Annotated in this window: 15 protein-coding genes; 5 read left to right on the top strand and 10 right to left on the bottom strand. The window is 56.5% G+C overall.

Annotated elements, in window-relative coordinates:
- Positions 1–27: 27 nt before the first annotated feature.
- Positions 28–744, bottom strand: coding sequence for a response regulator transcription factor (locus tag LT85_RS04890; protein ID WP_038485989.1), 717 nt, complete (start codon positions 742–744; stop codon positions 28–30).
- 331 nt (positions 745–1075) lie between these two features.
- Between LT85_RS04890 and LT85_RS04885 the strand changes: the two genes are divergently transcribed.
- The 4 genes from LT85_RS04885 to LT85_RS04870 all read left to right on the top strand — a co-directional run bounded on the left by LT85_RS04885 (position 1076) and on the right by LT85_RS04870 (position 5309).
- On the top strand, positions 1076–2341 hold the full coding sequence (locus LT85_RS04885; protein WP_052134667.1) for an SPFH domain-containing protein: 1266 nt from the start codon (positions 1076–1078) through the stop codon (positions 2339–2341).
- A complete protein-coding gene (locus LT85_RS04880; protein ID WP_038485983.1) occupies positions 2338–3747 on the top strand; it encodes a hypothetical protein in 1410 nt (469 codons plus the stop codon). Before LT85_RS04885 ends, LT85_RS04880 begins: the two co-directional genes overlap by 4 nt.
- A gap of 133 nt (positions 3748–3880) precedes the next feature.
- The gene (locus LT85_RS04875; RefSeq protein WP_038485981.1) at positions 3881–4690 is read left to right on the top strand and encodes an alpha/beta fold hydrolase; all 810 of its coding nucleotides are present in this window, start codon (positions 3881–3883) and stop codon (positions 4688–4690) included.
- A 67-nt stretch (positions 4691–4757) separates the two neighbouring features.
- Positions 4758–5309 (top strand): GNAT family N-acetyltransferase, encoded by a 552-nt coding sequence (locus LT85_RS04870; RefSeq protein ID WP_038485978.1) that lies wholly within the window; start codon positions 4758–4760, stop codon positions 5307–5309.
- A 260-nt stretch (positions 5310–5569) separates the two neighbouring features.
- Here the strand turns inward: LT85_RS04870 and LT85_RS04865 are convergent, their stop codons facing one another.
- Complete coding sequence (locus tag LT85_RS04865; RefSeq protein ID WP_038485975.1) at positions 5570–5980, bottom strand: VOC family protein; 411 nt, start codon at positions 5978–5980, stop codon at positions 5570–5572.
- Between the two features lie 64 nt (positions 5981–6044).
- A complete protein-coding gene (locus LT85_RS04860; RefSeq protein ID WP_038495079.1) occupies positions 6045–6497 on the bottom strand; it encodes an Lrp/AsnC family transcriptional regulator in 453 nt (150 codons plus the stop codon).
- Between the two features lie 133 nt (positions 6498–6630).
- On the opposite strand from LT85_RS04860, the gene LT85_RS04855 reads away from it, so the two are divergent.
- A complete protein-coding gene (locus LT85_RS04855) occupies positions 6631–7251 on the top strand; it encodes a LysE family translocator (RefSeq protein ID WP_038485971.1) in 621 nt (206 codons plus the stop codon).
- Positions 7252–7307: 56 nt separating this feature from the next.
- On the opposite strand, the gene LT85_RS04850 is transcribed toward LT85_RS04855, so the two are convergent.
- The 7 genes from LT85_RS04850 to LT85_RS25200 all read right to left on the bottom strand — a co-directional run bounded on the left by LT85_RS04850 (position 7308) and on the right by LT85_RS25200 (position 14528).
- Entirely contained in the window at positions 7308–8354 is a 1047-nt protein-coding gene (locus tag LT85_RS04850) for a porin (protein WP_038485968.1), read from the bottom strand.
- A 35-nt stretch (positions 8355–8389) separates the two neighbouring features.
- Positions 8390–9466, bottom strand: a complete 1077-nt coding sequence (locus LT85_RS04845; RefSeq protein WP_052134665.1) for an HAD family hydrolase — start codon at positions 9464–9466, stop codon at positions 8390–8392.
- A gap of 263 nt (positions 9467–9729) precedes the next feature.
- Positions 9730–10416 (bottom strand): DUF2968 domain-containing protein, encoded by a 687-nt coding sequence (locus tag LT85_RS04840; RefSeq protein ID WP_038485965.1) that lies wholly within the window; start codon positions 10414–10416, stop codon positions 9730–9732.
- 230 nt (positions 10417–10646) lie between these two features.
- Positions 10647–12014, bottom strand: a complete 1368-nt coding sequence (locus LT85_RS04835; protein WP_038495074.1) for a sigma 54-interacting transcriptional regulator — start codon at positions 12012–12014, stop codon at positions 10647–10649.
- 11 nt (positions 12015–12025) lie between these two features.
- A complete protein-coding gene (locus LT85_RS04830; protein WP_038485961.1) occupies positions 12026–12367 on the bottom strand; it encodes a DUF4282 domain-containing protein in 342 nt (113 codons plus the stop codon).
- Between the two features lie 28 nt (positions 12368–12395).
- A complete protein-coding gene (locus LT85_RS04825) occupies positions 12396–14036 on the bottom strand; it encodes a TadG family pilus assembly protein (protein ID WP_172656941.1) in 1641 nt (546 codons plus the stop codon).
- A gap of 42 nt (positions 14037–14078) precedes the next feature.
- Entirely contained in the window at positions 14079–14528 is a 450-nt protein-coding gene (locus tag LT85_RS25200) for a DUF3613 domain-containing protein (protein ID WP_052134664.1), read from the bottom strand.
- Between the last annotated feature and the right edge of the window lie 34 nt (positions 14529–14562).

Raw genomic sequence — 14562 nt, 5'->3', positions numbered from 1 at the left:
CGCTCCCGCTGTTGAGGTGGCCAAGCATCAGGTTTCCTGGTCTACCCAGCGAAAACCGCGCATCGGGATATTTTCAATGCAAGCGAACTCCGGATCGACCTCGCGAAACGCATCGCGGATGGTGCTGACGTGCTTGCGGATGTTGTCGCGATTGCGCCCGCTTTTGACCACCTGGAACAACTGTTCATAGGTCACCACCTGGCCGCGGTGCTCGTACAGCGCCGCCAGCAGGCGTTGCGCCGTCAGCGGCAGGTTGATGCGTTGCGCGCGCCAGATCGGTGTCTTCTGGCGCAACGGATCGATGGAAAGCTCGTTGCCGTTGGCCGCCGGCGTAATTTCTTTCGCGCTGTTGCGGTCCTTGGCGGCGCGCAGGATTTCGAGGAAGGTATCGATGAAATCGGATTCCTCGAAGGTGGCCTTTTGCAGGTAATCCCAGGCATCCAGCGCCTTCATGATGCTACGGTAGATGGTGGCCGGCATAGCAGACACTACCAGTACCGGCGTCGCCTGGCCTTTGTTGATGGCGTTGATGATGGCGACGCCGGCATGGCGTTCGCGCCCCAGTTCGATATCGAGCACCACCACGTCATAGTTTTCACGCGCCAGCGCCGCCTCGGCATCGTCGCGCGTATGCCACTGATCCACCTGGATGCCAGGCTTGGCCGATTCGATCCAGCCCTTGAGCTGGTTGCTGGTAGGGATGTCGTCTTCGATTACCGCTACTTTTAACGCTTGCTTTGACATTTTTTCTCCGCTGCTTCTACCCTCAATACGCCCCTCGCCGCCGGACTTTTACAGGCAAGCGTCCCTCCGTGCCTTTGAATTCCCTTGCGTGAGCCGAGCTTTGTGGAAGTATCCGCGCTTTCCCATGAATTGTCTGTGCCGCGCTGTGAGTATTTATTCACAAGGCTTACCAGACTGCGACGTTGCGGAGCATTCACCGTTGCCGGATAACCCAACTGCCCATCCCTGCCCATTGTTACTTCCGCCATCCGGCGCGCAAGATTCTTCCCAGGGAAAAGCGTTGCATGCCGCTCCCAACCGTCGAATTACCACATCAACCAGGGGAAATATCATGTCTGAACGGCTCGAATCACTGCTGCAAGGTTTACTTGCACTGCTCACCACCACCATTTCAGCGATCGGCGCCGCGCTGGCCAGCCTGGGCCGCACCGCGCGGCGTGCCTGGGTACTGTTGCTGGCGATTGCCCTGATAGGCGGCAGCGGCTACGCATTGTTTACCCACCCGCCGTTCAAAACCCTGGAACCGGGTGAAGTCGGTATCCGCACCAACAAGCTGACAGGCAGCGCTACTGAGATAAAAGAAGGGCTGGTGGTGGTCATCCCCGGCCTGCATGAATTGCGGCGCTACTCGCTGCTGGACCAGGTATACCGCCCGGTGCGCAGCAGCAAGGCAAATGGCGAAGCGCCCTTCCAGTCGATCGAGGGTCTGTCGCTGGGCGTGGATCTGACCATACGCTATACCATCGATCCAACCAGGCTGGCTGCCATCGCGCAAAAACTGCCCACTGACATCAACGGCGAAATCGTCGAGCCGATGGTGCAAGGCGTGATCTACAAATCCTTTACCCGTTATTCGGTGCGCGACATCTTTTCCACCAAGCGCGGCGAGATCCAGAAAGAAATAGAAAACGAATTGAAACCCAAGCTGGCTGCTGACGGCATCATCCTGCGCGGCGTGCAGATGGGCCAGGTAGACCTGCCGCCGGAATATCGCCAGGGCATGGAAAAATTGCTGGCCGAGGAACTAGAAAGCGAAAAAATGAAATACACGCTCGAATTGAAAAGCAAGCAAGTCCAGCAAACCGAACTGGAAGCCGAAGCCGACAAGGTCAAACGCGAGAAATCGGCCGAAGCGGCGGGCAACGAACAGATCATCGCCGCCAAGGCCCAGGAAGAAGCCATGAAGCATGTGCTGCCGTTCAAGCAAAAACAGATTGAACAACGCCAGTATGAAGCCGAGGCAGAAAAAGTGTCGCGCATCAAGACCGCCGAGGGCAGCGCAGAAGCACGCCGTATCGAAGCGTCGGGCGAAGCCGATTCGCGCCACAAACTGGCCGACGTCGAAGCCTATCGCCTGGAAACCATTGGCAAGGTCACCAGCGCCCAGCTTGAACGCGACGGCGCGCTGATCTCGAAGAATCCCTTGCTGATCCAGAAAACCATGGCTGACAAATTGTCCGACAAGATCTCGGTCATCATCGCCCCGCCTCCAGCCAACGGCGGCTTCATCGGCTCGGCCCTGCTTGGCGGTGCGCAAACAGGCTCTGCCCAAGGCCAGCAAGCCAGCGCTACCGCTCCACAGGAGACACAACAATGATGCTCGCCGCCCTGGCCCTGGTCGCCATCGTCACCCAGGATAGCGCCGCCCTGCGCGCCGCGCCTCGTGAATCAGCCCAGCAACAGGCCGTGCTCTGGCAAGGCGACAGCCTGGAAGTGCGCGGAGAGAAAATGGACTACCTGCAGGTCTATGACCACCGCCGCGAACGCGGCGGCTATATCCGCGCCTCGCAGGTGCGCACTCAGTCGCTGGAACCGAAAGACGCCCCCGACCTGCTGGCGGTCGTGCGCTTCCTGCGCGATACGCCAGGTGCTGAGGCATTGGGTATCAGCTACGCCGCAGCCTACCTGAAAGCGGCCCCAGCCGAAGCCATCGGTCCTGAACCATTCGATGCTCTGGGCACCATGGCGGACCGCCTGGCGCGCCGCGCCTCCGTCAAGCGGGGTAAAACCGATGACACTGTATTGTCGGCCCATCTGGAAGTGGCATCCAGCTATGGCATCGGCATGCAGGGCTTCGAGCGCGACGGCCGCATCCAGCTGTGCTACAACGGCGAAGCCTTTCGCCGCGTGCTGGCCATGAAATCGACTGACGAGCAGCGCGCCCGTGCCGCTCTGGCGCTGACCCGCCCTGAATGCGTGGATCCAAACATCACGCCCACCGACCGTAACAACCTCGATACCTGGCGCGCTGAAATCCTCGACCGTGTACAGCTGACCGAACTGCCCGAGTACGAGAAAAACCGCCTGCGTCTGCGCCGCGCCAGCGTCTGGGCCAGCATCGCCTTCGAGCACGCCAGGCAGCACCAACCGGCCCAGGAAGCGGCCAACCGCGCGTTGCAGGAACTGGCCGGCGTCAACCCGGAAGACATCGCCGAACCGGACGCAAGCGCCTATACCGACGCCGCAGTGCGCGTCGCGGCATCGCGCTGGGCTGCAGAAACTGAACCTGCTACCGGCAGCGGGTTGGCAGTCATCAGCACACCCGGCGAAAGCGGCGAAACCTGCGTGGCGCTGACAGACGCCAAACACGATCAAAAAAATCCGCTCGCCAAACGCTGCACTTACGGCCTGGTATGGAAAGCCTCGGCCAGCGTCAACGCCCAACAAACCGCGCTGGCACTTGCCGTGCAACCACTCGATTCATGGCGCGAACTCTGGGTATTCCATCAGGGAGAAAAAGGCTGGATCGTCGACATCCTGCCGCCTGCCGCCAACACGCCCGATGTCGGCTATCTTGAATTCGCTGGCTGGGTACCGGGCAGCGCGAAGATGCTGGCGGTGCGCGAAGCGCGCGTGGATGGACGCTTCAAACGCAGCTTCGAAGTGATACGAATGGATACCATGGACGTCGAGAAACAGGCCGACAACCCGCGTTCATTGAGCTTGTTTTATCGCTGGCAGGATCCAGCCTGGAAAAGAGGAACATTGAGCATGCGGAGATAGCCGGCCTCCGGCTATTCACGGCGCGAAGAGCCATCACATCATGCCATATCAACATCGATTTACTGATTTCCTGGTCTCGGCGCCGATGAATTAAACTGTACGATGTCGATGGTTTTCCTACAGGCGGATCAACATGAAGTCACATGACGACGATCTTGCATATTTCGAGGCGCATGGCGCCGCGCCTTTGCCGGCCACAGCCGATCAAGGCTATGTCGACCATGACGGCGCGCGCATCTGGTATGCAAGCTACGGATCCGGCGTTCCGGTCATCCTGCTACATGGTGGCCTTGGCCATGGCGGCAACTGGGGTCATCAGCTACCGGCGCTGCTCGCGGCCGGTTATCGCGCCGTGCTGATGGACAGCCGTGGGCACGGCCGCAGTACGCGCGATACAAGACCCTATGCGTATGAGCTGATGGCGTCCGATGTGCTGACGGTGATGGACACATTACATGTGGAAAAAGCCGCTATCGTCGGCTGGAGCGACGGCGCATGCATTGCCTTGATCCTTGCCATGCAAGCGCCAACGCGGATTGGCGGCGTGTTTTTCTTCGGCTGCAATATGGACCCCAGCGGCGTGAAGGAAATCTCCTGGCCCAATCCTCTCCTCGATCGCTGCTTCCGCCGCCATGCTGCGGATTATGCACAGCTGTCGGCCACACCTACTGAATTCAAGGAATTCGCCGATGCCGTCAACGAGATGATGAAGACGCAACCCAACTATTTTGCGAATGACCTGGCAAAGATCGACGTACCAGTTGCAATCGTACAAAGCGAGCACGACGAATTTATCAAACCCGCACATGCTGAATATCTTGCCAGCAGCATTCCAGGAGCTGAACTGATTCTGCTTCCCGGCGTGAGCCATTTCGCGCCTCTGCAAAGACCGGAACAGTTCAACAGCGTGATGCTGGAATTTCTCGGCAAACTTCCTGCCTGAGGGAAAAGTCGTGTAGGCTGGCGCGTCCGCATGGCGACGATCAACCTCACCAGAGAGATTGCGCAAAATGGAATTGCTTCCGCTAGCAACAGAGCGATTGATATTAAGAGGATTTACCCGTCACGACCTGGCTGCGTTTTCAGGCTATCGCAACAAACCAGAGGTGGCCCGCTATCAAAGCTGGTCGACTTATTCTACCGAAGATGCAGAAGCATTCTTTGAACAACAGCACGGCCTGGCCTTCAATGCCGACGATACCTGGTTTCAGATTGCCGCCGAACGCAAGGAAGATGCGGCGCTGGCAGGCGATGTAGCTGTGCATTTCTTCGACGGCGGATTGCAGGCCGAGATTGGCGTGACCTTCGATTCCATTTATCAAGGGCAAGGCTATGCCTGGGAGGCGCTATCCCGGGTCATCGGTTTGCTGTTTGAAGATCTCAAAAAACACCGGATCGTCGCTACCGTGGATGCGTCCAATTTACGCGTGCAGCATCTATTGGAAAAACTGGGCTTCCGGCGTGAAGCGCATTTCCGCGAAAATATCTTTTTCAAAGGCGCCTGGTCCGATGAGTATGGCTACGCCTTATTGGCCAGCGAATGGCGGAAACAAAAACGCTAAAAGATGAGAAATCCGCCAGATTGCGACATGCGCAAAGGAACTCCGCTGCGTTGACAATGGTTTTAATTGTAAAACAGTGAGAAATCACCAAGAGGTAAGCATTGCCATGCCTGCATGGCTGTCAACTTCAACAGTTGACGTGATGCAGCAAGTGAATGTAAAGTAAAGCTACCTCTTGAAAGGTAACAATTGGAACGGGCTATGCCTGAGGCTAGGCATAGCCCATTTCCTCTTCCCTGTTCGGCGCCAGCCTTGCAGGTTCAGGCAAACGCCGGCAAGTCACCGCGAAACGCCACGTGTACTTTATTTCCATCCGGATCCCGCAAATACGCCCCATAGTAGCCATCGCCGTAATGCGGCCGCGGTCCCGGCATTCCCTCATCGCTTCCCCCAGCTGCGATACCAGCAGCGTAAGCAGCATCTACGGATTCTGCAGAAGGCGCGCAAAACGCTACCATGGAGCCGTTGCCAACGCTCGCCGGCTGATGGTCGAAAGGCATGTAAACGTAGAATCTCGGCAAGGTCCGGTCGGGCGAAATCCAGCATGCGGCGAGCGGCCCGCCGTCCGGCGTGACAGCACGCCGTTTCTGGCCGATCGGGATCAGAACCGCGTCGTAGAAAGCCGCGGCTCTGTCAATATCGTTGCAGCCTATCGTCACGTGACTAAACATACAAAGTACCTTTCTTAAAACGGTTAGCGGCCCGCTCTCAACATAGCCTGGGGGATGTTTCTTCTCATGGTTCTACAGGAAATTGTGCGACGGAACGCTGCTGGATCGGCGTCGACATGACGATCGAGGTCCGCGTTTCCCCGTAATGATTAATGCTGCCGACGAAGAGCTCCAGGTGCCGGATGTCTTTGGTAATGACGCGCAGCAGAAACGAATCTTGTCCCGTCACATGCAGGCATTCGAGCACTTCCGGCATCACCTGGAGTTGTCCGATCAGACGCGCCTTGTCGGGTTGCGCCGTGGTGATGCCGATCACCGCCATGACATCGTAGCCTACAGCCTCGGGGCTGACGACCGCCCTGTAGCCGGTCACGATGCCCGCTTCCTCCAGCCGCTTGAGCCGCTCCGATGTAGCCGGCAGCGAAAGGCCGCTCTGGTCGGCCAGGGCTTTCAGCGATATGCGGCCGTCGCGCTGGATAGCCGCCAGGATTTTCCAGCCTTTGGCATCAATTTCCATCATTAAGGCTCCGGGCAGATTTAACAAAAATAATAAAGGTAATATAGCAGTTCCACCTGATTTCGCTTATTCAAGCGCGGCGATTATATTGAGATAATTTTCCTTCCGATGAATCCCTTGCCGAGGATCGAAAGTGAACGTTGCGCTATTTCTGAAAGCGGCCTTGATCGGCCTGTCGATTGCCGCTCCGGTGGGGCCGGTAGGCTTGCTGTGTATCCAGCGCACGATCGCATATGGACCGCGCATCGGTTTCGCCAGCGGTCTCGGCGCCGCTTTGGCCGACGCGACCTATGGCGCGGTCGGCGCTTTCGGGCTGGCGGCAGTCACACAGTATTTTGTGACGCTGGCGACGCCTCTGGCGATCCTGGGCGCCGTGTTTCTTGGCTGGATGGGGTCTACGCTGCTGCTTGCCAAACCGGTTGCCGACACAGGATCTGCAACCGGCAGCGTGATGGCCGGCAAGGCCTTTATCTCCGTCTTCGTCTTGACGCTGACCAACCCAATGACGATCCTTTCTTTCATCGCCGTATTTGCAGCCATCTCAGGCTCTGCGGCCACTGCACCAAGCGCCGCCGGCATCATGGTGCTAGGCGTATTTACCGGATCTGCATGCTGGTGGCTGCTGCTGGCATGTGGCGTGGCAGTGATTCGCAACAGAATAGGGCCGCGCCTCATGTCTGCCGTCAACCGCATCGGCGGCTGTATCCTTCTGCTCTTTGCTGGATGGCAGCTGGTCCGAGTCATTGGGGGTTGAAACCACCACCGGATGCGCATCTTGCGACACATCCGGAATTTACTGGAAAATCTGTATCAGAACTGATGCCGCACGCCGACCATGGCGCTGGCGCGGGTCTTGACGAAACCGGTGATGGCGCCGCTGGCGTCCTTGCTGACCGGGAAGGCGTAGACATCGAACATATTGGTGACGTAGCCGGCGTCGATCTTGCTGTAATCGGCCTGCAGGTAGACGTTGGTGCGCTTGGATAGTTTGTAGTTGAACATCCCGACAACCGTGCGCTTGTTGCCTCTCTGTTCGCGCTGTCGATCGTAATAGAAGCCGCCATACAGCTCCACTGCTGGCGTCAAGCCATAGGATGCGCCGGTGGCCCAGACGTCGTTCTTTTGCAGCGTCAGATCGCTGCGATGGTTGAGATAGCTGAGAAAGAGTTTCAAGGCGCCGATCGGATAGTAGCCGCCGGCGGTCCAGACTTTGTGATCTACCACGCCGTTGACGTCATGCGTCTGCTGGTAACCGGCGCTGACGGCCGCAGGTCCGAGCTCATAAGTGATGCTGCCACCTTGCTTGCTGCCATTGCGAGTGGCGCCGGCTTGTTCGCCGAACCCTACCATCAACGTACCAGAGAAATGACCGGCCTTTTGTTGATACAGGATTGAATTGTCCCAGCGATTGCCGCCCATATAGTTATCGTAGATGAAGCCGGATTCATAGACATTGGCCCATCCGAAGGGCTCGTTGGCGAACTCGACGTTATACGCGGGGCTGTACTGGCGGCCAGCCGTCAACGTACCCCAACTGCCAGACAGGCCTACCCATGCCTGGCGGCCGAACAGGCGGCCGCTCTGCGCAGCTTTGCCGGTATCGGGTTCGAAGCCATTCTCCAGCGTGAAGATGGCCTGCATCCCGCCGCCCAAGTCTTCGCTGCCCTTTACGCCCCAGCGGCTGCCGCTGGCGGCGCCGGACGTCAGCTCCAGCAATTTGCCGCCGGCGATATCCTGATTGCTGCTGTAGCGGACGCCGGTATCGATGCGGCCGTAGAGGGTGATGGTGGATTGTGCGTCAGCCGCCTGGCTGGCCAATGCGGCGACGCAGCCGCTGATGATGCAGCGTAATTTCATGGGTCCTCCGGTGCGGGGCGAATATAGAGTCGGGATTATTGAATCGCGTCGGGAGTGACCACAATCCAATTCTTGTCGGCTGTCACCGGCAGGCCAAGGGCTTTCTGGCGCGCTGCGTTTTGCTGCTGCATGGCGTTCAGCTGCTGCATGTATTTATCCTTGCGATTGACCCAGACCCGCACCCCGCCTTTCTCGACATCGGTCTTGTGGAACAGCATCGGACCGTCGCTGACCGGCGTATCGCCCGCCACCAGGATGGGCCGCTTCCATTCATCGATATAGGTGTTGATGGCAGCCGACTTGCCTTCGAACCAGGTCAGCGGCGCCCACAGCGTGGGGGTCAGCTCGTAATCCTGCAACGCGTCCGGCTGGTAGCGGCCCGCGGTTACCAGCTTGCGCACCGTGGTAAGTTCACCGGTCTTGCGATTCTTGAGTAGCATGCTGACGCCGATGACGTTTTGCGGCTTGACGTTATAACCGTATTTCGGATCGGCCAGCAGCATGCGCGCCAGATCCTCGCTGGCGGCACTCATCACATAGACCTCTATACCGTTTTGCATCAGCGCCTGGTATAGCTCGCGCATGCCTCTGAACAGCCTGGGCGCTTGTACTTCGCCGGTTTTTAACTCACCGGCTTCGTAGTACCTTACCGGTAGCGGCTTACCATAGGTCATCAATTGATCGACCTGCTCTTTCAGCTCGCGCAAGGTAAAGCCGGCGAACACCTGCGCCACCCAGGGATAGCAAACCTGGTCGTCGATTTCGCATAGCCGCTGGTAGTAGCTGTACAGGCTTTCCTTGAATTGCGGCGTGTCCTTGAAAGGAATCAGCTTGAGCGCAGGCGGCAGTTTATCGCGCGTCAGCAAGCCTTTCATTTCCATGAATGGCAGCAACGATTCTTCCAGGTCGTAGCGATAGCTGGTGTTATCCATGTCGAACACCGCATACGCGCCCTGATTGGCGTTGGCCGAAATCACGCTCTTGAGTTTTTCGGCGGCAGCTGCCGGCCAATGTTCCAGCACCATTTCCGCACGGACCATGCAGGACGCCGCATACAGCGCCACGCCAAGCGTGACACCGGTCCACCAGGTTATTGTCTTGCTGCTCGCCATACCATTCCCCTTCCAATGATGTGCATCGGGATTCGAAATCCGTGCCGTAGCCGGCCAAAGCATTGTGGGATTGATAATATGACGTCGATTGTGGTCAAGCGACGTGAAACATAAGGCATGCGACAGCAGCCAACGTTACGTTGGGACTCACGAATGGCTGCCGCAAAAAAAACGGGATGCGTAAATTTACGCATCCCGATCTATTTGAAAATTTGAAACCGAGCGCCAGAACCATCGTCTGGCGCGAATCAGACCATCACACTTTATTTGCTCGTGGTCTTATCACCGCTAAAACTGCTGTTATCCATCATCGTCTGCTGCGATTCCAGCGTCCGGATACGGCTTTGCAAAGCCCGCAATTCGTTACGCGCGGCTTGCTGCTTGCTGCTCAGGACTTGCGTTTGCTGGCGCGCTTGTTCCTGCTGCGTGCTGACATTCTGTTCTTGCTGCTGCTGTACGACCAGATCGTTCTGCAGAGCGCTCAGGCGTGTTTCCTGGCTGGCGATCTGCTGTTCGGTGTACTGCTTTTCAGCTTCCAACTGGATGCGGCGGATATCGATCGCAGCCAGTTTTTCGGTCTGAGCGACGAAGCTCTTGTAGATCTGCTCGGCCTGCGTATCGGAGGTGGTTTTTACCACGCGCCAGAAATTCTTTTGCTGGAACAACGCAACATAATAGGTACGGTTATCCGGCTTGAACAACAGGCTGGAACCATAGTTGCCGTTGTAGGTGGTGCGCAATTCGCTCACGCCCTGGCTTTGCATGAGCTGCTGTAATTCACTGATGGTGCTGTTGCCGCTGACGGCAGGCTTAGCGCTGGCGGCGGGAGTCGGAGCAACGGTTGCCGGCGCCGGGCTGACGGTAGACTGCGCCATTGCATTGATCGACAAGCCAGCAATGAACAATCCCAATCCTAAACCGCGAACCGCACTGCATACAGTTACTTTCATCCCCTGATTCCTTCGCTAACATGAGTTTTTATAGACATAAGCTGCATCATGCGGCCAATTTTATCTGTAATTTTGTTGTAACTGGGCATTGTTTTTACTTAAAACGAATTTGTTGCTTATTTTACCATTCCCACTCCCGGGATTACCCTATGGAAAAGTCCCAAAGTAGCATCGAAAGCAAGAAAAATCCGGTATTAAAGCGGTGGCCGCCATGACTGGAGTTCGGCCACCTACTCAGCCTCACCAATTGCCTCGGTATCGGCGATCTGGAACTTGCGCATTTTTTCCCACAACACCTTGCGGCTGATGCCGAGGGCATGCGCGGTATCCTGGCGACGCCAGCCGTTGGCATCCAGCACCGATAGAATCCGGCTGCGCTCCGCCATATCCCACTTCTTGCGCACCGCGGTCAGGTCATTGCCCTCTACCATCCGTTCCATGGTGCCGAGCGTATCGAACACGCGATCGATGCGCGCCCGGTCCCAGACGCCCAGCTGGCGATAGATAATCCCGACCCGTTCGGCGACATTGCGCAGCTCACGCACGTTGCCGGCGAATTTTGCCGCAGCGACCAGTTCCAGCAGCCATTCAGGCGGCGCCGGGATATCGTCATAGGTCTGCGCTAGCAAAGTGCTGAAAATCGCGATCTTGTCGGTGCTACCGCGCTCTTCAAGATTCGGCACCCGCAGCTCGATCACCGCCAGCCGGTAATACAGGTCGGCGCGGAACATGTCCTGCTGAACTTGCTCGCGCAGGTTGCGGTTGGTCGCCGCCACCAGCCTGAAATCCAGTTTGACCTCGGTTTGCGAACCCAGCCTGGTGACGGTGCTCTGCTCCAGCACCCGCAATAGCTTCACCTGCTGATAGAGCGGCAGATCGCCGATTTCATCAAGGAACAAGGTGCCGCCGTCGGCCTGCTCGAAATAGCCTTTGTGAGCCAATAAAGCGCCGGTAAAAGCACCTTTGGCATGGCCGAAAAACAGCGACTCAAACAGACCATCCGGAATGGCCCCGCAGTTGACAGCAACAAATGGGCCATGGCGATAACGGCCGTGGCGCTGGTGCAACAGCTGTGCGATGCGTTCCTTGCCGACGCCGGTTTCGCCGATGATCAACACGCTGGATTCACAGTCTGCAAAAGCTTCCGCCTCGGCCACCAGCGCCTGCATCGGCTCGGATTGCGCGATCAACGGTTGCGGCGAACGGTCGGCGTTGGCGGTGGCATGCAGCTCGGAAGCAAGGCGGAACACCAATTTGCGCAATTCGGCGCAGGTAAAATCGAGCATCAGGATATGCGAATATTCGGTCGGGTAGACACGCGGATTGGCCGCCCGCCCCACCTCCGCCACCCAGATCACCGGCATGCCATGTGATTTTTGCCAAGCATCGGCGGAAAATTCAGAATGCTCGATCACCGTCACAGAAATCACCGCGATCGAAGGCCGCGACGATACCTGATCGCGCGTCACCGGCATGCCGTCGGCGCGTATCACCTCGATATCGAAACTCGCCAGGCACAGCGAAATCCGGTCGGCAATATCGGAATTGCCTTCCCATATGTAGATATCGAGACTTTCTTGCAAAGGCTTGTTTTGCATGCTCATTTCTTTCAGTCACCGTCGCGTAGCGCCGGCTGGACTACCGCCGGCGTTTGTACCTGGCGCGCCATCAGGTCGCGAATTTCAACCAGCCGTTCGTAGATATTGAATGCCAGGATCCATAGCTCGCTGATCAGGCGCCAGATTGGCAAGACCAATAGCGCGCAGCCAAAAACCATAAAAATATGACCAACGCCGCCACTTGATCCGCGATCGTTAATGCAGCTAAGTACTCCAGCGATCACAATCACAGGCATGCCCAACCAATTGATCAATTGGATCTGATAGGCGGCAATAAGATAGTCAAAGCCAAGCAAGCCGGACCGCTTGGTGTAGCCATTTTTTGTTATCACAGTAATTCCATCATTTGATTTCCCACGTTCAGTAAACCAGTTTTACATTCCCGCAACTGATTGAGGATACTTTTAAGGTACTTTGTCCAATACCAATTCCCAACAACGAGAGTGCTGAATCAAGAGCAGCGCCCACAAGGGACAAAATCGGGTTTAACACCCCCCCTAAAGCGCTTAGCACGGGATTCAACAGACTCAAAAGGCCTCCAAAAACAAAGGTTCCCGGTTGAATAATGTTCCCTAAAATACTGCTCAAAGAAGAACCAACTGTCACACTATTCGGGAATGGCGCATTCATGGTCAAAGGCCCACTGGGATTAGTCAGCGATGCGTTGATCCCGAGACTCACCGTCGGAATTCCGAGCACACTAATTACGTTTACCTGATTTGCCGGTTTTGACACGTCGGGGCAAGAAAATGGAGCGCCACCGGCAGTTTGCCCATTTGCCAAACAGACTTCAGCAGCACCGGTCTGAATAGAGAATGTCGCGCTTTGCGGCGCATTACATTGCAAGCTGTTGAGTGTGGCTGTGCCAGGAGCGAGATCAACATAGAGCGGAAGACTAAGCAAGCCAGGTATATTGGCATTAAGACTCAGCCGCAACTGGGCCGAAGTTGCTGTCGCGCCTATACCGACTGCGATTTGCGGCGGCTCAATCAATTTCAAACTCAATCCGCCAACGCCGGGTATTGTCGCAGCAGTATTAATAAAATTACTCTTGTTGGCGACCTGTAAAGTCCCGACGTTTAATAAATCCAGAACATTAATTTGCGTATCTAGCGCTGCTATACCATTTGCCGCATTGAGATTCAAAAGATCCCCAATTGTTATCATGGTTCCGCCCAATGTTCCTGTCGTCAGGGCCAATAGATCAGCGACATTTATGTTCGCCGCCTGAGCCGGAGAAAGTGCCTGAATGCTCGCATTGACCAACTGCGCCAAGGATATTTGAGTGTTAGCGACTTGAGTGACTGTACCTACATTAATATTCAAGTTAGCTAGCACTTGTAATAATGAGACTTGAGCTCCAACCAATCCGTTATACGAGGCAAGAGATAGGCAAACATTACTTCCTAGCAAACCATTAACCAGCTGTGCCGACAATGAACCGCTGGCAGTGCACAATGACAGCAATCCCGTCCCCAACGAAAATGCCGCCGAGGGGCTAGTGCCGGACGCAATCGCGTGAGCAGCTATCTGCTTACCTAAACCGAAAAACCCCGGTACATTCCGTATCGCATCCACTTTCACTGCGTTCGGCGTTGCACCTCCTGACCAATAGCTCGGCGCCAGACTGGCGTTGGCTACCGGATCCCAAAGACCGCATTGTGGAGTAATTGTGTTGGACGTAGAGATTGAAAATCCGTTGGACTGCGCATTGCCAATGGCGGCTTGCACTATCTGGCCAGACACTGTGCATGCAGTGGAGATTCCTGCTGATGGCGTGTTCACAAGTTGCTGGGCTCCAGCCAACGCAGCCAAATCAGCAACCTTTTGCAAATCTCGCTTCATGTAAAACATGTAGCCGATATCGATCGAAGAAAACAGGATAATGATAATCGTCAGGAAAACCGCGGCCATCACGGCAACCGAACCACGCGCGCGGCCTGTTCCATCCCGGCGGTGATGCAAGGGTCGTTCGGAAATCTGGCTCAGAAATGCGTTCATGATAAGTTGGCGTAAGTGTGATGTCGCTATCCGCATAAATGTTCAATCGGATTGCTTCTTCGTCACCTTATTGTCATAAAATTCAGGCAACGGATGCCTGAAACTTTCCAGATAGCGTTCCCAGCTGACGTCGGCGGTCGCGCCCAGCATCGGCAATCCCGTGCCGGCAACGCGGCCGTCCGCCTGGGCCTGTAACAAGGTATGAGTGACATCTCCGATACGGACTCCGGTTCGCCGTTCCGGGGGAACGGCGGTCGTCGACGACTGAGCCGGCGCGGCGGCGACCGTGGCTGTCTGAGGATATGCGGCGGCGCTGAGCGCCGCTGGCGTCGCCGTCGGCGCAGCGGGATTTACAGTATGGACAGGCTCCTGCAGCAATGCGCCCGTGAGCGGCGTCATGTTCTGCGCGACCACTTGCGAAAAGCCGGCTGTCGCCAGCAGCACCGAAGCTGTCAAAAAAATATGCTGAAGAAGAATTCCTTGCGCTTTCATTTTCTACCTCTTGAGCAAAAATTAAACTGCGTGA

Source organism: Collimonas arenae (assembly GCF_000786695.1).
Lineage (GTDB): Bacteria > Pseudomonadota > Gammaproteobacteria > Burkholderiales > Burkholderiaceae_D > Collimonas > Collimonas arenae_A.
This window is presented reverse-complemented; position numbering and strand designations above follow the sequence as displayed.

Excerpts from the sequence above, each read along its gene's own strand:
- LT85_RS04835 (WP_038495074.1), bottom strand. The coding sequence starts at position 12,014 with ATGCAAAACAAGCCTTTGCAAGAAAGTCTCGATATCTACATATGGGAA.
- LT85_RS04840 (WP_038485965.1), bottom strand. The coding sequence starts at position 10,416 with ATGAAAGTAACTGTATGCAGTGCGGTTCGCGGTTTAGGATTGGGATTG.
- LT85_RS04870 (WP_038485978.1), top strand. The coding sequence starts at position 4,758 with ATGGAATTGCTTCCGCTAGCAACAGAGCGATTGATATTAAGAGGATTT.
- LT85_RS04850 (WP_038485968.1), bottom strand. The coding sequence starts at position 8,354 with ATGAAATTACGCTGCATCATCAGCGGCTGCGTCGCCGCATTGGCCAGC.
- LT85_RS04825 (WP_172656941.1), bottom strand. The coding sequence starts at position 14,036 with ATGAACGCATTTCTGAGCCAGATTTCCGAACGACCCTTGCATCACCGC.
- LT85_RS04875 (WP_038485981.1), top strand. The coding sequence starts at position 3,881 with ATGAAGTCACATGACGACGATCTTGCATATTTCGAGGCGCATGGCGCC.
- LT85_RS04880 (WP_038485983.1), top strand. The coding sequence starts at position 2,338 with ATGATGCTCGCCGCCCTGGCCCTGGTCGCCATCGTCACCCAGGATAGC.
- LT85_RS04860 (WP_038495079.1), bottom strand. The coding sequence starts at position 6,497 with ATGGAAATTGATGCCAAAGGCTGGAAAATCCTGGCGGCTATCCAGCGC.
- LT85_RS04885 (WP_052134667.1), top strand. The coding sequence starts at position 1,076 with ATGTCTGAACGGCTCGAATCACTGCTGCAAGGTTTACTTGCACTGCTC.
- LT85_RS04890 (WP_038485989.1), bottom strand. The coding sequence starts at position 744 with ATGTCAAAGCAAGCGTTAAAAGTAGCGGTAATCGAAGACGACATCCCT.
- LT85_RS25200 (WP_052134664.1), bottom strand. The coding sequence starts at position 14,528 with ATGAAAGCGCAAGGAATTCTTCTTCAGCATATTTTTTTGACAGCTTCG.
- LT85_RS04845 (WP_052134665.1), bottom strand. The coding sequence starts at position 9,466 with ATGGCGAGCAGCAAGACAATAACCTGGTGGACCGGTGTCACGCTTGGC.
- LT85_RS04865 (WP_038485975.1), bottom strand. The coding sequence starts at position 5,980 with ATGTTTAGTCACGTGACGATAGGCTGCAACGATATTGACAGAGCCGCG.